At 64.2% G+C, this 18,844-nt stretch carries 16 protein-coding genes and 1 pseudogene; 10 read left to right on the top strand and 7 right to left on the bottom strand.

Annotated features, from left to right (window positions below; all coding sequences use genetic code 11):
* Positions 1–4 precede the first annotated feature (4 nt).
* The 3 genes from ACR9ZC_RS09640 to mpl all read right to left on the bottom strand — a co-directional run bounded on the left by ACR9ZC_RS09640 (position 5) and on the right by mpl (position 4,352).
* The gene (locus ACR9ZC_RS09640; protein ID WP_481580107.1) at positions 5–2,185 is read right to left on the bottom strand and encodes a ribonuclease catalytic domain-containing protein; all 2,181 of its coding nucleotides are present in this window, start codon (positions 2,183–2,185) and stop codon (positions 5–7) included.
* A gap of 119 nt (positions 2,186–2,304) precedes the next feature.
* A complete protein-coding gene (locus ACR9ZC_RS09635) occupies positions 2,305–2,883 on the bottom strand; it encodes a YqiA/YcfP family alpha/beta fold hydrolase (protein ID WP_481580106.1) in 579 nt (192 codons plus the stop codon).
* Entirely contained in the window at positions 2,880–4,352 is a 1,473-nt protein-coding gene (gene mpl, locus ACR9ZC_RS09630) for a UDP-N-acetylmuramate:L-alanyl-gamma-D-glutamyl-meso-diaminopimelate ligase (RefSeq protein ID WP_481582632.1), read from the bottom strand. Before mpl ends, ACR9ZC_RS09635 begins: the two co-directional genes overlap by 4 nt.
* 132 nt (positions 4,353–4,484) lie before the next feature.
* On the opposite strand from mpl, the gene ACR9ZC_RS09625 reads away from it, so the two are divergent.
* From ACR9ZC_RS09625 to ACR9ZC_RS09580, 10 genes are all read left to right on the top strand, one after another.
* Positions 4,485–5,147 (top strand): UDP-N-acetylmuramate--alanine ligase, encoded by a 663-nt coding sequence (locus ACR9ZC_RS09625; protein ID WP_481580105.1) that lies wholly within the window; start codon positions 4,485–4,487, stop codon positions 5,145–5,147.
* Between the two features lie 21 nt (positions 5,148–5,168).
* A complete protein-coding gene (locus ACR9ZC_RS09620) occupies positions 5,169–5,753 on the top strand; it encodes a TlpA family protein disulfide reductase (protein ID WP_481580104.1) in 585 nt (194 codons plus the stop codon).
* A 195-nt stretch (positions 5,754–5,948) separates the two neighbouring features.
* Positions 5,949–6,401: a type II 3-dehydroquinate dehydratase gene (aroQ, locus tag ACR9ZC_RS09615; RefSeq protein WP_481580103.1), complete on the top strand. Its 453-nt coding sequence runs from the start codon at positions 5,949–5,951 to the stop codon at positions 6,399–6,401.
* Between the two features lie 67 nt (positions 6,402–6,468).
* Positions 6,469–6,930, top strand: a complete 462-nt coding sequence (accB, locus tag ACR9ZC_RS09610) for an acetyl-CoA carboxylase biotin carboxyl carrier protein (RefSeq protein ID WP_481580102.1) — start codon at positions 6,469–6,471, stop codon at positions 6,928–6,930.
* 124 nt (positions 6,931–7,054) lie between these two features.
* Positions 7,055–8,422 carry an acetyl-CoA carboxylase biotin carboxylase subunit gene (gene accC, locus ACR9ZC_RS09605; RefSeq protein WP_481580101.1) on the top strand — a complete coding sequence of 456 codons (1,368 nt, stop codon included), beginning with the start codon at positions 7,055–7,057 and terminating at the stop codon, positions 8,420–8,422.
* A gap of 32 nt (positions 8,423–8,454) precedes the next feature.
* Positions 8,455–9,375, top strand: coding sequence for a 50S ribosomal protein L11 methyltransferase (gene prmA / locus ACR9ZC_RS09600; protein WP_481580100.1), 921 nt, complete (start codon positions 8,455–8,457; stop codon positions 9,373–9,375).
* A gap of 50 nt (positions 9,376–9,425) precedes the next feature.
* On the top strand, positions 9,426–10,688 hold the full coding sequence (locus ACR9ZC_RS09595; RefSeq protein WP_481580099.1) for a DUF3426 domain-containing protein: 1,263 nt from the start codon (positions 9,426–9,428) through the stop codon (positions 10,686–10,688).
* A gap of 87 nt (positions 10,689–10,775) precedes the next feature.
* Positions 10,776–11,276 (top strand): thiol peroxidase, encoded by a 501-nt coding sequence (gene tpx, locus ACR9ZC_RS09590; protein ID WP_481580098.1) that lies wholly within the window; start codon positions 10,776–10,778, stop codon positions 11,274–11,276.
* A 106-nt stretch (positions 11,277–11,382) separates the two neighbouring features.
* Positions 11,383–12,321 (top strand): carbohydrate kinase family protein, encoded by a 939-nt coding sequence (locus tag ACR9ZC_RS09585; RefSeq protein ID WP_481580097.1) that lies wholly within the window; start codon positions 11,383–11,385, stop codon positions 12,319–12,321.
* A 21-nt stretch (positions 12,322–12,342) separates the two neighbouring features.
* A complete protein-coding gene (locus ACR9ZC_RS09580) occupies positions 12,343–12,819 on the top strand; it encodes an outer membrane lipoprotein (protein ID WP_481580096.1) in 477 nt (158 codons plus the stop codon).
* Positions 12,820–12,980: 161 nt separating this feature from the next.
* Here ACR9ZC_RS09580 and ACR9ZC_RS09575 read toward each other — a convergent pair whose 3' ends face one another.
* The 4 genes and pseudogenes from ACR9ZC_RS09575 to ACR9ZC_RS09560 form a co-directional block, all read right to left on the bottom strand.
* Positions 12,981–13,571 carry a histone H1-like DNA-binding protein gene (locus ACR9ZC_RS09575; protein ID WP_481580095.1) on the bottom strand — a complete coding sequence of 197 codons (591 nt, stop codon included), beginning with the start codon at positions 13,569–13,571 and terminating at the stop codon, positions 12,981–12,983.
* A 35-nt stretch (positions 13,572–13,606) separates the two neighbouring features.
* A pseudogene (locus ACR9ZC_RS09570) lies at positions 13,607–13,925 on the bottom strand (hypothetical protein).
* Between the two features lie 80 nt (positions 13,926–14,005).
* On the bottom strand, positions 14,006–15,232 hold the full coding sequence (locus ACR9ZC_RS09565; protein WP_481580094.1) for a ribonucleotide-diphosphate reductase subunit beta: 1,227 nt from the start codon (positions 15,230–15,232) through the stop codon (positions 14,006–14,008).
* 276 nt (positions 15,233–15,508) lie between these two features.
* Positions 15,509–18,502 (bottom strand): ribonucleoside-diphosphate reductase subunit alpha, encoded by a 2,994-nt coding sequence (locus ACR9ZC_RS09560; RefSeq protein WP_481580093.1) that lies wholly within the window; start codon positions 18,500–18,502, stop codon positions 15,509–15,511.
* Positions 18,503–18,844: the final 342 nt, after the last annotated feature.

The following is an 18,844-nucleotide window of genomic DNA, read 5'->3' as shown; positions in this document are numbered from 1 at the left end:
GTGCTCACTCGGTCAGATGGGTCGCACGGCTCGACGGGCCCATCGACTGCCCCGCGCCCGAAACGCGCGCGCCATCCGCTCCAGCGTCACCGTCACCGTCAGCGTCCGGCTCGCCTCGCTGCTCGCTCTGTGCGCCCGCGTCGCCTGCGTCGCCCTCACCGCCTTCGGCTCGCGCCTCTTCTTCCCTCTCGGCGGAGGCGTCCGATGCATCCGCCGGATCGAGGACGTCGTCGAGCTGCTCGTCCTCGCCCGCCTCGAGCTCGTCGCCTGCGCCCGCCGCCAACCCAGGCGCGTCGAGCACACGAGTCGGACGCACCGATGCTTCTACCGTCAACTCGTCGACCGACATCACTTCGAGCACCACGCGCGTACCGCGCGCGTGTACACCGAGACCAGGCACGTGTAACAGCAGCGGCACTTCCTCCAGACGCACCAGATCGCCCTTCACGACCACGGCGACGACTTCACGCTTGCCCTCCTGCGTGATCCAGCGCAGACACCAGAAGTACTCCATGCGCCGCTGGTGGTCGGCATAGGCGGAATAGGTATCGTCGAAGCCCTGCACGATTGCAAAAAGATCGGCGTCCTTGGGCTTGAACGGTGCGACGAGTTTGGCCGTCACGCCGTGCTGCACGCAGGCCAGCAATTGCCATTGGTTGACGAGATCCACATAGCGGCGCAACGGCGACGTGCTCCATGCGTATTGCGCGACGCCGAGCCCCTCGTGGGGCGCGGCGCTCGTCTGCATGCGCGTGCGTTTCGGCCCCGCGGCGGCGAACGTGCGCTGCGTACGATAGATGCCGGGCACGCCGTGATCGTGCAAAAACGCCCCCCAGCTCGAGTTCGCGAGGATCGCCAGCTCGGCGACGATGAGATCGAGCGGCGAGCCGCGCCGGCGGGGCGTGATCGTCACATGTTCGCCGTCGACATAGAAGTTGTAGTCGGTGTTGCCGAACACTTCGCGTCGGAGCCCATAGCCCGCGCGCGCAGCCTGGCGTTTTTCGAAGAGCGCCTGCGCGAGCGGCCAGAGAATCGCGATCTCCTCTTTGTGCGGATAGTCGCCTTCGCCTTTGGCGAGCGCCTCTTCCGTCACCTGCGCATCGAGCGTGTTGTGCCGGAGATTGCTTTTGACGAAGACGCGTTCGGCGCGCGTTTCCGTCGCGACGATATCCTGCGTCGCGCGATCGACGATGACGTAAAGGGACAAGGCCGGACGCAGGCCGCCCTCCTTGAGCGTGAAAACGTCGACGACCTCATCGGGCAGCATCGTGATCTTGTCGCCGGGCATATAGACGGTCGACAGGCGCGCTCGCGCGATGGCGTCCACCGCGTCGCCGCGCGTGATGCCAAGTGCGGGCGCCGCGATATGGATGCCCACGCGCACGCGCCCATCGGCAAGAATCTCGACGGAAAACGCGTCGTCGATCTCCGTCGTCGTGATGTCGTCGATCGAGAACGCCTCGACCTGAGCCGTCGGCAGATCGTCGGGCACCGGCCCGGGCACGACGCTCGGAAAGCCCGTTCCATGCGGAAAATATTCGGACAGAAACCGCGCTTCGTGCAGCGCGCGCGCCGATGCGACGCCGCCGCACTCGAGCATGAGCCGCGCCTGAGACACTCCGCGCGCCGCGGCGGCCGCTTCGAGCGCCTTGTATTCGATCGAATTCTTGTCGGGTTTCGTCAGCAGCGCGAGCGCCTTGCCATTGAATGCCGCGGGCAGGCGTCCCGCCTTCAGCTCTTCCTCGTAGCCGGCTTGGACGAGCGCCTGCTGACGTTTGCGCTCGAGCGCGGCGAGCGCCATCTTGAGCTGTTCCTCGGGCGCACGCTGATAAAGCCCGCGCCCCTTGCGGCGGAAATACACGGGCGCGCCCTGCAGGCGCAAGACGAGCGCGGCGCGTTCGACAGGCCCGGCCGACGCGCCGAAATATTCGTCGGCGAGCGCCGCGAAAGGAAATTCGTCCGGCGGAGCGCATTCCCACAGGAAATCGAGATCGATCTGCTGCGCCGCTGTATCCGCCTTTTGCAACAACTCGCCGGCCGCGGGCTCGCCGAACTCGATCAGCACATCCTTGGCGCGCACTTTCGTGCGCCGGCCGCCCGGCAGTTCGACTTGCAGCGCATCGCCTTGTCGCGACAGCACGCTGCCCGCCTTCAATCCGCCCGATTCCTCAAAAAAAACGTTCACTCGATATTCTCGCTGGGACTTGTTTTCGGCAGCGTGCAGGCGTTACGCAAATCGCGCGCCCGCTGCGGTGTCAATTCATCGGATAGCGCGGCGCGCCTGGAGCTCTTCTCGAACTCGCCTCAAGCGCTGCGAGCCGGCTCGACCCCGCAAAAGGCGAGCACGTCGTCCGCATGATCCGCAAAATCGCTGATCGCATGATCGCCTCCTTCGATCAGCTTCGTTCGGGCGCCCGGATAGTGCGCGAGCATGTCTCGATAGTCGAGCACCTCGTCGCCTGTGGCGGCGATCAGATAATAGCGTTCCGGCCGCGTCACGGACGCCACCCCGATCATTCCGAGCTCCTCGAGATGGCGCGGCGTGACGACGATACTGCCGCCGCCATGCCAAAGCGGCTGCTCGCCCAGGTACGCCGAGAGATCGCGCTGCGGCAACACGGCCGGGTTCAGCAATACCGCACGCCAGCCGTGCTTTTCGACGAGGTAGGTCGCATAGTAGCCGCCCAGCGAACTGCCGATCAGCGTGACGTCCTGGGCGCCCGCGACCGTCTTTTCGACGAGCGCGACCGCGTCGAGCGGCGATACGGGCAACATCGGACAGCGCCACTCGTCGGCACGGCCCAGCTCCGCCAGGCGGGCCGCCAAAAGACGCGCCTTGAACGAATTCGGCGAAGAACGAAAGCCGTGCAGATAAAGAATCACGTAGCGCTCCGCTCGCGCCCATTCGCGCGACGTCCGAGCGCGTCGAGCAGCTTTTGGTGCACGCCGCCGAATCCGCCGTTGCTCATGACGAGGATATGATCGCCCGGCCGCGCCGCTGCGCTGACCGCGGCGACCAGCGCATCGAGATCGTCGAAGGCCTGGGCCTTGGCGCCTAGCGGCGCGAGCGCGGCGGCGAGATCCCAGCCCAACGCATCGCGCCCGCTTGGTGCGCCGTAGCCGAACACCTGATCCGCATCGGCGAGACTGATCGGCAACTGCGCCTTCATGACGCCAAGCTTCATCGTGTTCGAGCGCGGCTCGAGCACCGCCAGGATGCGCGCATGCTGCGCGCCGATGCGGGTGCGCAAGCCCGCGATCGTCGTCTCGATCGCGGTGGGGTGATGCGCAAAGTCGTCGTAGACCGTCACGCCGTCGACACTGCCGCGCACCTCCATTCGCCTTTTGACGTTGCGAAACGCCGACAGCGAACGCGCCGCCTGAGCAGCCGGCACGCCGACATGCCGCGCCGCCGCGATGGCCGCCAGCGCGTTCAAGCGATTATGTTCGCCTTGCACCTGCCACTGCACGAGGCCTTCGCGCTCGCCCTGCCGATAAACGGCGAAACTCTCGTCGACCTCGACGCCCTCGGCCGCCGGCCGCGCGACCCATCCGCCCTCGACGCCGAAGCGCTCGACCTCGCTCCATACGCCGCGGGCCAGCACGCGCTCGAGCGCGGCGTCCCGGCCATTGACGATGAGACGGCCGACGCTAGGCACAGTACGCACCAGGTGGTGGAATTGCGTCTCGATAGCGGCGAGATCGGGAAAGATATCGGCGTGATCGTATTCGAGATTGTTGAGCACGGCCGTGCGCGGGCGGTAGTGGACGAACTTCGAGCGCTTGTCGAAGAAAGCCGTGTCGTACTCGTCCGCCTCGATCACAAAGAAACTCGAATCGGTCAGTCGCGCGGAGACGCCGAAATTGAGTGGCACGCCGCCAATGAGAAAGCCCGGATTCAGCCCCGCATCCTCGAGCAGCCAGGCGAGCATGGAACTCGTCGTGGTCTTGCCGTGCGTGCCGGCCACGGCCAACACCCACTTGCCGGCCAATACATGCTCGCCGAGCCACTGCGGCCCGGACACATAGGGCAAGCCGCGATCGAGAATCGCTTCCATGAGCGGGTTGCCGCGCGTCACGACATTGCCGATGACGAAAAGATCGGGGGCGAGATCGAGCTGCTCGGCGCCATACCCTTCGACGAGTTCGATGCCCTGCGCCTGGAGCTGGGTGCTCATCGGCGGATAGACGCCGGCGTCGCATCCCGTGACCGTATGGCCCGCGGCGCGCGCGAGTACCGCGAGACCGCCCATGAACGTGCCGCAGATGCCGAGAATATGGATGTGCATAACGATAAGGTGCCGCCGAGCGCGGGTGATGTCGCAAAAAAAGGAGGAGCAGCCGCCGGGCATCGGCGCGGCGACCCTGCTCGGGCGCCGCGGCTCGCTCGAGCGCATCTCGGAAAAGGCCGTTATTGTACCCGACGCCTCTCGTGCGGCAGCGCGCCGGACGGCCGTCGCGCGCCGATCGGGTATGATTGCCTGATGGTTCGCCGATTTCATGCAGACCCGCAGCGGGTGCGGGAAGAGATTGCGATCGCCGCGGCGCGGCTGATCGCGGAGGAAGGGCTCGACTACGCCAGCGCGAAGCGCAAAGCGGCGCGGCAGGTGCTCGGACAAGCGCGTGTGGCGGGCGAATGGTTGCCCGACAACGATCAGATCGAAGAGGAAATCCGCGAGTACCAGTCCATCTTCCAGTCCGAGAGTCAGCCTGCAGTGCTGCGCCATCTGCGCGAAGTCGCGCTCGATTGGATGGAGCGGCTCGCGGCATTCAATCCTTATCTGACGGGCGCGGTGTTGAACGGCACGGCGGGCGAACACTCGGATATCCATTTGCAGGTGTTTTGCGACAATCCAAAAGAAGTCGCCATTCACCTGCTCAATGCGAACGTCCAGTATGACGTTTCGGAGACGCGCCATTTCGGCGGTCGCGGCAGCGTGGAGACGCTGAGCTTTCTCGCGCGGGCTACGGCCCACGAACCGCCGGTCGGGGTGCACATCGCGCTTTACGACACCGACGATCTGCGCGGCGCCGTCCGTGCCGACGCGCGCGGTCGGGCGCCGCGCGCCAACGCGGAGGCCGTCCGGGCCCTACTCGATGGCATAGACCGGGACCGGGCCGCACCGCCGGGGCGCTCCGGCGATTGACCGAATTTGAGATCGAAGACGATGAAGAATCGACTTGCCAGCGCAGCGCTCGCACTGATCGCGCTTGCCGCCATCGGCCTCATGGCGTCCCACGCATTACGCGGCGGTACGCCCACCAAGCCCGAGGCATCGGCGCCCCAGGCGCTCGCCGCGCAAGACCGGGCCGCGCTGGGCGAGGTGCAACCCGATGCCGTATCGCAACTCTTTGCCAGCGCGCTGACGGCGCCCGACGGCACACCAGAGAAGCTGGCGCCGTTCAAGGGGAAGGTGCTCGTGGTCAATTTCTGGGCGTCATGGTGCGCGCCTTGCGTCCGAGAAATGCCGGCCCTGTCAGGCCTCGCGCGCCAATATGCCGGCAAGGGCGTGAGGTTCGTCGGCATCGGCGTGGACTCGCAGCAGAACATCCAGACCTTCTTGCAGAAAGTCCCGGTGGACTACCCGGTCTTCGTTAGCGGATTCGGCGGCGCCGACATCGCGCGACGCTTCGGCAATACTGCCGGCGGCCTCCCCTTTACGGTCGTAATTGATGCGAACGGCGCCGTACGTTCGACAAAATTAGGCGAAGTCACACCCGCCGAGCTGCGCCGTGCGCTCGATGCGATATAATGCGGCCCCTCACTTTGCGCACAACTTAGCGGAAATTCGGTACATCGGCCTGCGCGTTGCCGGAATTTAGCGAAAACCGGCGGCGCCCGGCCCATTCGGCAGCCCTGCCGTTTCCGCCACCACAACCGTTGTTGCTGGACAAGTTTCGCTAAACAGCGCTAAAGTTCGCGCAATTCCGCGGAAAGACAAGCCACCATGACACGACTGTTGGTACTGCACGGCCCCAACTTGAACCTGCTCGGCACGCGCGAGCCGGGTGTGTACGGCAACGTGACGCTGCAGCAGATCGACGAGGCGCTCGTCGAACGGGCCAAGCTTGCCGGGGTCGAGCTCGCCACCTTCCAGAGCAATCACGAAGGGCAGATCGTCGATCGCATCCATGCTGCCCGCGCGGAGGGCGTCGAATTCGTGCTCATCAATCCGGCCGCCTACACCCATACGAGCGTCGCGATCCGCGATGCGCTCAAGGGCGTCGATATTCCATTCGTCGAGATTCACCTCTCGAACGTGCACCGGCGCGAGCCGTTCAGACATCACTCCTATTTCTCCGATGTGGCCGAGGGCGTCGTCTGCGGCTTCGGGTGGAAGGGATATCTGTACGCGCTCGAGTTTGCGCTCGACCGGCTCGCCGCCGGCGAGCGCAGCTGACTCTCAACAACACCAATCGGCGCGGGCTGCGGGCCGGCGCCTCATGCAACAAACAAGGGGATTCCCTATGGATCTACGTAAGCTGAAAACTTTGATCGACCTCGTCTCCGAATCGGGCATCTCCGAGCTCGAAGTGACCGAAGGCGAGGGCAAAGTCCGCATCGTCAAGAATGCGCCGCCGGTTTACGTTCAGCCCTCCACGTCCTACAGCCCGCAGATGGCCGCGGCGCCCGCAGCCAGCGCCGCCCCCCTCGATGCCGCCGCCGTTCCGGCGCCGGTCGCCGCCCAACCGCAAGGCCACGTCGTCACGTCGCCGATGGTGGGCACGTTCTACCGCGCGCCTTCGCCGGGCGCTGCCGAGTTCGTCAAGATCGGCGATACCGTCAAGGAAGGCCAGACCCTTTGCATCATCGAAGCGATGAAGCTCATGAACGAGATAGAAAGCGACAAGGACGGCGTCGTCAAGGAAGTCCTGGCCGAAAACGGGCAGGCCGTCGAATACGGCCAACCGCTCTTCGTGATCGGCTGAAACCGGCAAGCCACGTGCGAGCCGCACGCCCCGCCGGCTGACGTCCTGCGCCACGCTCGCCCCTCCGGCCGCCGCATTCCCCATGAGGCGCGCACGGCGCCCATTGAAGAGTCCAACCATCGCCATGTTTGAAAAAATTCTCATTGCCAATCGCGGCGAAATCGCTCTGCGCATCCAGCGCGCGTGCCGCGAACTGGGCATCAAGACGGTTGTCGCCTACTCCGAGGCGGACAGGGAAGCGAAGTACGTGAAGCTCGCCGACGAGGCCGTCTGCATCGGCCCCGCACCGTCGCCCCAGAGCTATCTGAATATGCCGGCGCTCATCAGCGCGGCCGAGGTGACCGACGCCGAAGCCATCCACCCGGGGTACGGATTCCTGTCGGAGAACGCGGATTTCGCCGAGCGTGTCGAGCAATCGGGCTTCACTTTCATCGGCCCGCGCCCCGAGACCATCCGCATGATGGGCGACAAGGTCATCGCCAAACAAACGATGATCAAAACGGGGGTGCCCTGCGTGCCCGGATCGGAAGGCGCACTGCCCGACGACCCGAAAGAGATCGTCAAGATCGCGCGTGCGGTTGGCTATCCCGTCATCATCAAGGCCGCGGGCGGCGGCGGCGGGCGCGGCATGCGCGTCGTGCATACCGAAGCCGCGCTGGTGAACGCCGTGAATACGACCCGCGAGGAAGCCGGCCGTGCGTTCGGCAACCCGCAGGTCTACATGGAGAAGTTCCTCGAGAATCCGCGTCACATCGAAATCCAGGTGCTCGCCGATTCGTTCAGGAACGCCGTCTGGCTCGGCGAGCGCGACTGCTCCATGCAACGCCGCCATCAAAAAGTGATCGAAGAAGCGCCGGCGCCGAACATCGCGCGCCGCCTCATCGATCGGATCGGCGATCGCTGCGCGGACGCCTGCAAAAAGATGGGCTATCTGGGCGCCGGCACGTTCGAGTTCCTCTATGAGAACGGCGAGTTCTACTTCATCGAAATGAATACGCGCGTTCAGGTCGAGCATCCGGTCACGGAACTCATTACCGGAATCGACATCGTTCAGGAACAGATTCGCGTCGCCGCGGGCGAGAAGCTCGCGTTCCGCCAGCGCGACATCGTCTTTCGCGGCCATGCGATCGAATGCCGGATCAATGCGGAAGACCCGTTCAAGTTCACACCGTCGCCGGGCCGCATCACCTCGTGGCACGTGCCCGGCGGGCCGGGCATTCGCGTCGATTCGCACGCCTACAATGGCTATTTCGTTCCGCCGAACTATGATTCGATGATCGGCAAGCTGATCGCCTACGGCGCAACCCGTGAGCAGGCTATTCGCCGCATGCGCATCGCGCTGTCGGAAATGGTCGTCGAGGGCATTCAGACGAACATTCCGCTGCATCGCGAACTGATGTTCGACCGCGGCTTCGTCGAAGGCGGCACGAGCATCCATTATCTCGAACACCGCCTCGCGGAAAAGCAGCAGGCTGCGCCGGAAGAAGCGTGAGCGGCGACGCTCTCATCGGGAATGATACTGAGATGGCCTACCGGGAACTGATCGTCGAGCTCGACCGCGCACAAGCGGAGGCGTACTCCGATGCGCTGATCGATCTCGGCGCGCTGTCGGTGTCGGTCGAAGACGCCGATGCCGATACGCCCGACGAGCAGCCGCTTTTCGGCGAACCGGGTCTCACCCCGCAGCGCACCGCGTGGCAGCGCTCACGCGTAGTCGCACTGCTTGCACCCGAACACGATCCCGCCGTGCTGGCCGCAGCCGCGGCGAATGTGCTCGCGCTGGCTACCGTGCCGCATTTCGACGTCCGTGAAGTCGAGGACCAGGATTGGGTACGGCTCACACAGTCGCAGTTCGAACCGATCGCCATCGGCGAGCGCATCTGGGTCGTGCCGTCGTGGCACGCGGCGCCCGATCCGAACGCGCTCATACTCGAACTCGATCCCGGCCTTGCGTTCGGCACCGGTAGCCACCCCACGACACGGCTTTGCATGGAATGGATCGAGCAATCGGTGACGCTCGGCCAGTCCCTGCTCGACTACGGCTGCGGCTCGGGTATTCTCGCGATCCTCGCCAAAAAATGCGGCGCGGATCCGGTCTTCGGCATCGATATCGACCCGCAAGCCGTCGAATCGGCGCGGGACAACAGCGCACGCAATCGGGCCGATGTCATGTTCGCGTTGCCCGATGCCTGCCCTGCCCAAGCATTCGATATCGTCGTCGCGAATATTCTCTCCAATCCGCTCAAGCTGATGGCATCCATGCTGGCGTCGAAGGTCAAACCGGGTGGCCGGCTCGCGCTTTCGGGCGTGCTGGCGCGACAAGCCGATGAAGTTGCCGCCGCGTATGCGCCGTGGCTCGAACTCGGCGTCTGGCGTGAACTCGACGGCTGGGTTTGTCTGACCGGAACCCGCGACGTATCGGGGGTACGCCGGGAAAGCCTTTAGAATAGCGTATCGATCCACGCACCGGTCCTTGCGGCCGGCCACGGTCCATTATGGTTCTTGCCACCCGCTGTCCCCACTGCGAAACGGTCTTCCGCGTACAGGACGCACAGCTCGCCCGCTCCCACGGGCGCGTGCGTTGCGGGCATTGCCAGGAAGTATTCGACGCATCGCAAAACCTGCTCGGTCCCGCGGCCGGCTCGGAAACCAGCGAGCACGCGCCCGCTGAGGCCTCGCCCGAACGGCAACCGCAGGAGCCACCGGCTGAGACGCCGGCTCCCGCCCAGGCAGCGCCCTCGCACGCGACTGAACCCGAGGCCGGCTTCGAAGCGGCCGCTGTGGCGCCCGAGATTCCATCGGCCGAGACGCCGGCCGAAACGACGATCGAAGTCCCCACCGCACCGCTCGCTGTTCACGAAACGCACGAAACGCCGGATCTTGGCCATCGGATGAATTCCGTGCCGCATGAGGTGCCGTTGGGCGAGCATCGTGAACCGACGCTCTCGCCTCTGTCCGAATCCTTTGCCGAGCCGCAGCATGAACCGCTGCGCAACGAAGCCCCGCACGACGAGCCCCATCGGGAACCGCCGCATCGCGCCGAGCCCGAATCGCCCAGCCCCCTGCCCGATGACGAGCCGCGATTCGCACCCCATGAGCCGGCTGTCCCGCGATGGGAGGCCGACCCGGAACCGCGCTTTCGCATTCCGCCACATGCCGAGCCCGGCCCGTCGCACACCGCGTCCGTTGGCGAGGGCTTCGGGATACCGAGCGCAACACCAGCCGATGGAGGCCCGCATTTCGCCGTGACACGGGAAAGGCGCGCGAATGCCCCGCGGCACTTTTTGCGCGGCGTCCTCGGTACGTTGCTGTCTCTCGCACTCGCGGTGCTGCTCGTCGCGCAGCTTGCCTGGTGGCAACGCGAAACCGTGATGGTCTATTGGCCCGGATCGCAGCCGCTGTTCGTCCGCGTATGCGCGCAGTTCGGCTGCCTGATTTCACCACCGCGCGACATCGATGGCCTGCAAGTCGAGGCCTCGGACTTGCGCCAGATCGACGGCCCGCACAAACTCGAATTGCGCGTGCCTTTGCGCAACCGTTACAGCGTCGCGCTCGCGTATCCGGCCATCGAGCTGACGCTCTTCGACGCGAAGAACGAGGTCGCGATCCGGCGCGTATTATGGCCGCAAGACTATCTGCCGCCCGGCACGACGCTCGCGAACGGCTTGCCGCCGCGCACCTCGCAAACGATGATCGTGCGGCTCGATAGCGGCAACGCCATCGCCACGAACTTCCGCGTGCAGATTTTCTACCCGTAGTAGGACAACCGCGGGCCAGCCGGCGCGAGGCCGGTCGGCCCTTTAGTCGCAACCGCGATAACCCGAGTCGAATTTCCGGAGCACAACATGAGTCAAGTTACGCTGGGCGGCAACGCCATCGAAGTCGGCGGCACGTTCCCGTCGGTGGGCCAAAAGGCGCCCGAATTCTCGCTGGTCGGCAAGGATCTGAAGACGGTCACGCTGGCCGATTTCGCCGGCAAGCGCAAAGTGCTGAACATCGTCCCGAGCCTCGACACGCCCACCTGCGCGACCTCCACGCGCAAGTTCAACGAAGCCGCGGCGAAGCTCGCCAATACCGCCGTGATCGTCGTATCGGGCGATCTGCCGTTCGCCGCAACGCGCTTTTGCACGACCGAAGGCATCGAGAACGTCGTCACCGCATCGACGTTCCGCACGCCGGCGTTCGCACAGGCGTACGGGGTCGATATCAAGAGCGGGCCGCTTGCCGGATTGACGGCGCGCGCGGTCGTCGTCATCGACGAGAACGACAAAGTCGTGCACGCGCAGTTGGTCGAGGAAATCAAGAACGAGCCGAACTACGACGCGGCCCTCGGTGCTTTGAAGTAACAGGCCCGTGCATTGATGGACGCAGCGCCGCGCAGTAAAAGCGCGGCGCTTTGTCATGGTGCACTGCCGACAGACCCATCTTTCGACCCGACGAGGAACTTCTGCCTTGGCTACGCTGATCTGCGGCTCGCTCGCCTACGACAACATCATGACTTTTCAGGGGCGATTTCGCGACCACATCCTCCCCGAACAGGTCCATATCCTGAACGTCAGCTTTCTCGTGCCCACGATGCGCCGGGAATTCGGCGGCTGCGCGGGCAACATCGCCTATGCGCTGAACCTTCTGGGCGGGGACGCCCGCATCATGGCGACGCTCGGCGCAATGGATGCGCAACCGTATCTCGATCGCTTCGCGAGCCTCGGCCTTGCAACGGATCATGTCCGTATCGTGCCGGACGCCTACTGCGCGCAGGCGATGATTACGACGGACCTGGACGACAACCAGATCACCGCGTTTCATCCGGGCGCGATGATGCAATCGCACCTGAATCGCGCCGACGAAGCGCCCGGCGTCCGCCTTGCGATCGTCGCACCGGATGGCTTCGAGGGGATGGTCCAGCACACGGAGAAACTGGCGGCCGCCGGCATCCCGTTCATCTTCGATCCAGGTCAGGGCCTGCCGCTCTTCACGGGCGAGGCACTGCGGCGCGCCATTGAACTCGCGACATACGTCGCAGTCAATGACTACGAAGCGAAACTGGTCTGCAACAAGACGGGCTGGACGCTCGACGACATTGCCAGCCGCGTTGACGCGCTCATCGTGACCTACGGTGAAAACGGCGCGCACATCCATCATTCCGGAATCCGTGAAACCGTTCCGGTCGTCGCGGCGGCACGCGTCGTCGATCCGACCGGCTGCGGGGATGCGTTTCGCGGCGGCTTGCTATACGGCATCGAACGTGGCTTCGATTGGGCCACGACGGGCCGCTTGGCAAGTCTCATGGGCTCGCTCAAAATTGAACATTCGGGCCCGCAAACCTATTCGCCATCGCGCGATGAGATCAGTGAGCGGTTCGAGCAGGCGTTCGGTTACCGCCTGCCGTAATACTTCGAGGAGCAAAACAAAATGAAAACATCGGCTCGTGTGGCATTCGCCACGGTGCTCGTCAGCGCACTGGCGATGACGGGGTGCGCCTACAACAGCAGCTCGGCCGACGTCTACACCGCCGGCCAGGCGCAGCGCGAGCAAACCGTGCGCATGGGTACCGTCGAAAGCGTCAGGGGCGTGACGATCAGCTCCGACAACGGCCAGCCGACCGGAATCGGCGCACTCGGTGGCGGTGCTGCCGGCGCGGTCGCGGGCAGTACGATCGGCGGCGGAAAGGGGGCGATTCTCGCAGCCATTGCCGGCGGTCTCGTCGGCGCGGTCGCGGGCAATGCCGTCGAGAATGGCGTCGCCAAGCGTTCCGGGGTAGAGATCACCGTCCGGCTCGACAACGGCGACTTGCGCGCCATCACGCAAAGCGCGACCGGCGAAATCTTCCAAGCAGGAGATCGCGTGCGGCTGCTTTCGAGCGGCGGCGTAACGCGCGTCACGCACTGAGCCGCGCGCGTCGGTGGCGCAGCTGGGCTGTCGCAGAGCGCGACGGGCGGATGCGATGCTCGGACGCTGCATAAAAAAACCCGTCACCGGTCGCTGGTGACGGGTTTTTAACTGCATGGCCGCGACAACCACGCCGCGGCCGCGCTTTCCTGCAACGACGCTTACGGACGCGAGCCCGTCGGGAACGGCCAAGCCGCAGCCGGGTTCAGTGCCGTCTTGACGCCCGGCGCGGCCGGCGAGGCAGCGGGCGCCGCAGGGGCAGCAGGCGTAGCAGGCGCAGCCTTCTTCGCGGCAGCCTTCTTCGCAGGGGCAGCCTTCTTCGCAGCGGCCTTCTTCGCAGGGGCAGCCTTCTTGGCGGCGGCCTTCTTCGCAGCGGCCTTCTTCGCAGGCGCGGCCTTCTTCGCAGCGGTTTTCTTGGCGGCAGCCTTCTTCGCAGGCGCAGCCTTCTTCGCCGCGGTCTTCTTTGCAGCGGCCTTCTTCGCCGGAGCGGCCTTCTTCGCAGCGGCCTTCTTCGCCGGAGCGGCCTTCTTCGCTACCGTCTTCTTCGCCGCGACTTTCTTCGCTGCAACCTTCTTGGCCGGAGCTGCCTTCTTCGCAGCGGCCTTCTTCGCCGGAGCAGCCTTCTTCGCTACCGTCTTCTTCGCCGCGACCTTCTTCACTGCAACCTTCTTGGCCGGAGCCGCCTTCTTCGCAGCGGCCTTCTTCGCCGGAGCAGCTTTCTTTGCAGCGGGTTTCTTCTTGGCAGTTGCCATTGTTTTCTCCTTCAGGTTTCGAGAGTCAATTTGAACTACACCTCATCAAAACCCGCTTCCCGCTGCGCGCCGGTCAGGGCGCGCGCTGCGAAGCGGGCTATTCATCGGCGTACGCGAATGCAGCGCGCTTACGCTAATGAATACGGCAAGGCGTGCCGTGCCCGACGGCACAGCACGCCCAATCAAGTCGGCAACGCAGCGCACCGCGCTCGCGCCTGCCGGCAATCGCTTGAGTCGAGCTGACGGCCGCGCGGCCGCCAGCTTTTTCGAGGGGTAGTTCGCCCGTCCCACTGAAGGGTTCGCAAAGTGCCTATCATGTTTGTGGGCGGACCTGCCGCCGGGCACGCTCTGCATCAGGCGTTCTTGCTCCTAACCATATCCGCCGCGGTTCGCGCCGCGGCCACCCCAGCCAATCGTTTCGCGAGCGTTTCCTGTCATTCCCAGGAAAGCGCTCCGCCAGTTTGATATTCGATGACACGCGTCTCGAAGAAGTTGCGCTCCTTCTTCAGGTCGATCATCTCGCTCATCCACGGGAACGGGTTTTCCTCATTCGGGAACAGCGGATCGAGGCCGATCTGCTGGCACCGCCGATTGCAGATGAAGCGCAAGTAACTCTTGAACATGGAGGCGTTCAGTCCCAGCACGCCGCGCGGCATCGTGTCTTCCGCGTAGCGATACTCGAGATCGACCGCATGCCGGAACACCGCGCGGATCTCCTCGCGAAATGCCGGGGTCCACAAGTGCGGGTTCTCGAGCTTGATCTGGTTGATGAGGTCGATACCGAAGTTGCAGTGCATCGACTCGTCACGCAGGATGTACTGATATTGCTCCGCAGCACCCGTCATCTTGTTCTGCCGGCCGAGCGCAAGAATTTGCGTAAACCCGACGTAGAAGAAGAGCCCTTCCATCACACAGGCAAAGACGATCAGCGACTTGAGCAGTTGCTGATCCGCTTCGAGGGTGCCCGTCTTGAAGGCCGGATCGGTCAGCGTATGGATGAACGGGATCAGGAATTCGTCCTTGTCCCGGATCGACTGAACCTCGTGATAGGCATTGAAGATTTCGCCTTCGTCGAGACCCAGCGATTCGACGATGTACTGGTATGCGTGGGTGTGGATCGCTTCTTCGAACGCCTGGCGCAGCAGGAACTGCCGGCACTCCGGTGCCGTGATGTGCCGGTAGGTGCCGAGCACGATGTTGTTCGCTGCCAGCGAGTCCGCTGTCACGAAGAAGCCGAGATTGCGCTTGACGACGCGGCGCTCGTCCTCGGTCAACCCGTTCGGATCCTTCCACAGGGCGATGTCGCGGGACATGTTGATTTCCTGCGGCATCCAATGATTCGCGCAGCCGGCCAGATACTTCTCCCAAGCCCACTTGTACTTGAACGGCACGAGCTGATTGACGTCTGTCTTGCCGTTGATGATGCGCTTGTCGGCCACGTTCACCCGCGCTTCGGCCTCAGGAGCCGGCGCGGCTTCGGCCGTCACATAGGGGGCGACCGCGATATCGCCCGCGAAGATGTCTTGCGCCAACGGAGCCTGCGTCGCGCGATGCGACGCTGCTTGCGTTCCGACAACCGGCCCTGCGGGGTTACGCAACGCATTCGCTTGCGAACCGCTCGAGGGAGTTACGGCAGTCGTCTCGTCATCCCAGTTGAGCATAAATTCTCACCATCAATTTAGAACGGTTTGTACCATCTTTTCACGAGCGATAAAAGGGTTCGCTCATGAAAATTCCTGTTTTCGATTCACGCTGCGACCTGCATACAACACTTTGATCGATGCCTCGGGCAGTCGAGCACGCTCGATGACTCGACGACGCATGCGCTCAGTTCGATTTCTTCTCTCTCAGATGTGCAGCATCGTCGATGCCTGCTCTCGATTTGCGCCGCTCGCCAAGCCGAGCGAGCAGCGCGTCGATGCCGGCCGTTGTCCTTGCTACTGACAAGCCTCGCACTCATCGAAGCCCGGGTCGCCCGGACGCATCATGCATACGGGACCATCGGCTTGAGGCTCTACCGCCACTGCCGCCGCCGCATCGAGACCGCCCGAGGTCGAACCCGTCGCGCCGCCCATGGCACCGCCGCTCGCACCGAAGCCGCCCGCCGCGCCACCGCCGCCGAGGCCACCGTCGTTCGACGGCACCGCGTTGAGCGCGCCATGCGCGACCGTCGACTTCTCGACGTGCGTTGCTGCCATCGTTCGCAGGTAATAAGTAGTCTTGAGGCCCCTCACCCACGCCAGCTTGTAGACCTCGTCGAGCTTCTTGCCCGACGCGCCGCCCATGTAGATATTGAGCGACTGCGCCTGGTCGATCCACTTCTGCCGGCGCGCGGCCGCCTCGACGAGCCACTTCGGATCGACTTCGAACGCCGTCGCATAGATGGCGCGCAGGTCGGCCGGGACGCGATCGATGCGTGAAAGCGTGCCGTCGAAGTACTTCAGATCGGCGACCATGACCTCGTCCCAGAGGTTGCGAGCCTTCAGATCGCGCACGAGGTAGTCGTTCACGACCGTGAATTCGCCCGACAGATTCGACTTCACATAAAGATTCTGGAAAGTCGGCTCGATACAGGCCGACACGCCGATGATGTTGGAGATCGTCGCCGTCGGCGCGATCGCCACGCAGTTCGAGTTGCGCATGCCATGGGTGGCGATGCGCGAGCGCAGCGTCGTCCAATCCATCGATTCGCTCGAATCGATCTCGACATAGCCGCCGCGCGCCTCGGCCAGGAGCCTCAACGTATCCTGCGGAAGAATGCCGCGATCCCAGAGCGAGCCGCGGTAGCTCGAGTAGCGGCCGCGCTCCTCGGCGAGCTCCGTCGACGCGTAGTAGGCGTAGTAGCAGACGGCTTCCATCGAGCGGTCGGCAAACTCGACCGCGGCGTCGGACGCGTACGGCGTACGCAGCAGGTGCAGGCAGTCCTGGAAACCCATGATGCCGAGACCGACCGGCCGGTGCTTGAGGTTCGAATTGCGCGCCTTCGGCACCGCGTAATAATTGATGTCGATGACGTTGTCGAGCATGCGCATCGCCACACTCACCGTGCGCTTGAGCTTGTCATGGTCGAGCAGATAGCTGCCGTCAGGCTGCCGGGTCATGTGCGCGACGAGGTTCACCGAGCCGAGATTGCACACGGCGATCTCGGTGTCGCTCGTGTTCAGCGTGATCTCGGTGCACAGGTTCGACGAATGGACGACACCGACGTGCTGCTGCGGCGAGCGCAAATTGCAAGGGTCCTTGAACGTAATCCAGGGATGCCCGGTCTCGAACAGCATGCCGAGCATCTTGCGCCAGAGTTGCGCAGCCGGGATGCGCTTGAAGAGCTTGATCTCGCCACGCGCGACCTTGTCTTCGTAAGCCGTATAAGCCGCCTCGAACTCGGTGCCGAATTTGTCGTGCAGATCGGGGCAGGTGGACGGCGAAAAGAGCGTCCAGTCGCCGCCTTCCATGACCCGCTTCATGAACAGGTCGGGAATCCAGTTCGCCGTGTTCATATCGTGCGTGCGGCGGCGGTCGTCGCCGGTGTTCTTGCGCAGCTCGAGGAATTCCTCGATGTCGAGGTGCCACGACTCCAGGTAGGCGCACACCGCACCCTTGCGCTTGCCGCCCTGGTTGACCGCCACCGCCGTATCGTTGACGACCTTCAGGAACGGCACGACGCCCTGCGACTTGCCGTTGGTACCCTTGATATGCGAGCCGAGCGCGCGCACGCGCGTCCAGTCGTTGCCGAGGCCGCCCGCGAACTTCGAGAGCAGCGCGTTTTCCTTGAGCGCTTCGTAAATGCCGTCGAGGTCGTCCGCAACCGTCGTCAGATAGCACGACGAAAGCTGCGAGCGGCGCGTGCCCGAGTTGAAGAGCGTCGGCGTCGAGCTCATGAAGTCGAACGTCGAGAGTACGTCGTAGAACTCGATGGCGCGCGCTTCGCGATCGATCTCGTTCAGCGCCAGGCCCATTGCCACGCGCATAAAGAATGCCTGCGGCATTTCGATTCGCGTGCCATCGACGTGCAGGAAGTAGCGGTCGTACAGCGTTTGCAAGCCCAGGTAGCCGAACTGCAGGTCGCGGCTCGCGTCGAGCGCGGCGCCGAGGCGCTTCATATCGAACTGCTGCAGCTTTTCGTCGAGCAGCTCGGCCTCGATGCCGCGCTTGATGAACTGCGGGAAATATTCGGCGTAGCGCTCGCTCATTTCGCGTTGCGTCACTTCCTCGCCCAGAATTTCGCGGCGGATCGTGTGCAGCAGAATGCGTGCCGTGACCTGGCTGTAGGCCGGGTCCTTTTCGATCATCGTGCGCGCCGCGAGAATCGCCGAGTCGTAGACCTGGCTCATCGGCACGCCGTCATAGAGGTTCTTGACCGTCTCGGCCACGATCGGCTCGGCGCTCACCGCATCGCCGAGATGCTCGCAGGCCGACTCGATCACCCCCGTCAGCGCCTTCATGTCGAGCGGGCGGCTGATGCCGTTGTCGACGACGTTGAGCCCGGACGATTGCACGGCCTCTTCGTGCTCCTGCGCGCGTTCCTGCGTGCGCTTTTCGCGATAAAGGACGTAGGCTCGGGCGACGTTGTGCTCGCCGCCGCGCATGAGGGCCAGTTCGACCTGGTCCTGGATGTCCTCGATATGGAACGTGCCGCCGTTCGGACGGCTGCGCAGCAACGCGCGCACGACGCTCTGCGTGAGCTGCTCGACGAGTTCGCGCACGCGCGCCGATGCGGCGCCCTGCCCACCGTTGACGGCGAGGAAGGCTTTCGTCACGGCGATCGCGATTTTCGACGGCTCGAACGACACGACGCTGCCATTGCGGCGGATCACCTTGTAATCGGCGAACGTCGCCTGAGGCGCAAGCGGCTGCGGATGGCCTGCCTGTCCACCGACGGGGCGGCCCGTTGCCGCGCCCTGCTGGCTCGTCATGTTGTCGGTCGTTTGCATGTGCAAAGCTCCTGATCTTCGATGTGCGGACATGCCGCGGATTGGAACAACCGCCGCGCTACCCCGAGCGCGAACGATGAGGTGCGGGAATGGAAGAGACGCAATTCGGCTGCCGAGAGCCGACACGACGCGCAATGGACGATGGCCTTCATTGTTCTAGCCATGTGAACGCCTCTTTCCCCGAAAGGGTGGCGGGCCCGGAAACGATGTCCGGTACCCACCGCCCGCGTCTTTTGCAACGCTTCGAGCGCTGCGGCGCTTTACCCCGATCGAAAGCACCGCCGGCGCGCCGACACAACATATTGTGAATTTCAGCGTCGACCACACCAAGTATAGTAGACC

It is taken from the genome of Trinickia sp. HAY1-2D (assembly GCF_056754935.1).
This window is presented reverse-complemented; position numbering and strand designations above follow the sequence as displayed.

What these genes read in the sequence shown, in the direction of transcription:
- ACR9ZC_RS09595 (WP_481580099.1), top strand. Translation starts at nt 9,426, where the DNA reads ATGGTTCTTGCCACCCGCTGTCCCCACTGCGAAACGGTCTTCCGCGTA.
- ACR9ZC_RS09560 (WP_481580093.1), bottom strand. Translation starts at nt 18,502, where the DNA reads ATGCAAACGACCGACAACATGACGAGCCAGCAGGGCGCGGCAACGGGC.
- accC (WP_481580101.1), top strand. Translation starts at nt 7,055, where the DNA reads ATGTTTGAAAAAATTCTCATTGCCAATCGCGGCGAAATCGCTCTGCGC.
- ACR9ZC_RS09580 (WP_481580096.1), top strand. Translation starts at nt 12,343, where the DNA reads ATGAAAACATCGGCTCGTGTGGCATTCGCCACGGTGCTCGTCAGCGCA.
- prmA (WP_481580100.1), top strand. Translation starts at nt 8,455, where the DNA reads ATGGCCTACCGGGAACTGATCGTCGAGCTCGACCGCGCACAAGCGGAG.
- mpl (WP_481582632.1), bottom strand. Translation starts at nt 4,352, where the DNA reads ATGCCCGGCGGCTGCTCCTCCTTTTTTTGCGACATCACCCGCGCTCGG.
- accB (WP_481580102.1), top strand. Translation starts at nt 6,469, where the DNA reads ATGGATCTACGTAAGCTGAAAACTTTGATCGACCTCGTCTCCGAATCG.
- aroQ (WP_481580103.1), top strand. Translation starts at nt 5,949, where the DNA reads ATGACACGACTGTTGGTACTGCACGGCCCCAACTTGAACCTGCTCGGC.
- ACR9ZC_RS09575 (WP_481580095.1), bottom strand. Translation starts at nt 13,571, where the DNA reads ATGGCAACTGCCAAGAAGAAACCCGCTGCAAAGAAAGCTGCTCCGGCG.
- ACR9ZC_RS09620 (WP_481580104.1), top strand. Translation starts at nt 5,169, where the DNA reads ATGAAGAATCGACTTGCCAGCGCAGCGCTCGCACTGATCGCGCTTGCC.
- tpx (WP_481580098.1), top strand. Translation starts at nt 10,776, where the DNA reads ATGAGTCAAGTTACGCTGGGCGGCAACGCCATCGAAGTCGGCGGCACG.
- ACR9ZC_RS09565 (WP_481580094.1), bottom strand. Translation starts at nt 15,232, where the DNA reads ATGCTCAACTGGGATGACGAGACGACTGCCGTAACTCCCTCGAGCGGT.
- ACR9ZC_RS09625 (WP_481580105.1), top strand. Translation starts at nt 4,485, where the DNA reads ATGGTTCGCCGATTTCATGCAGACCCGCAGCGGGTGCGGGAAGAGATT.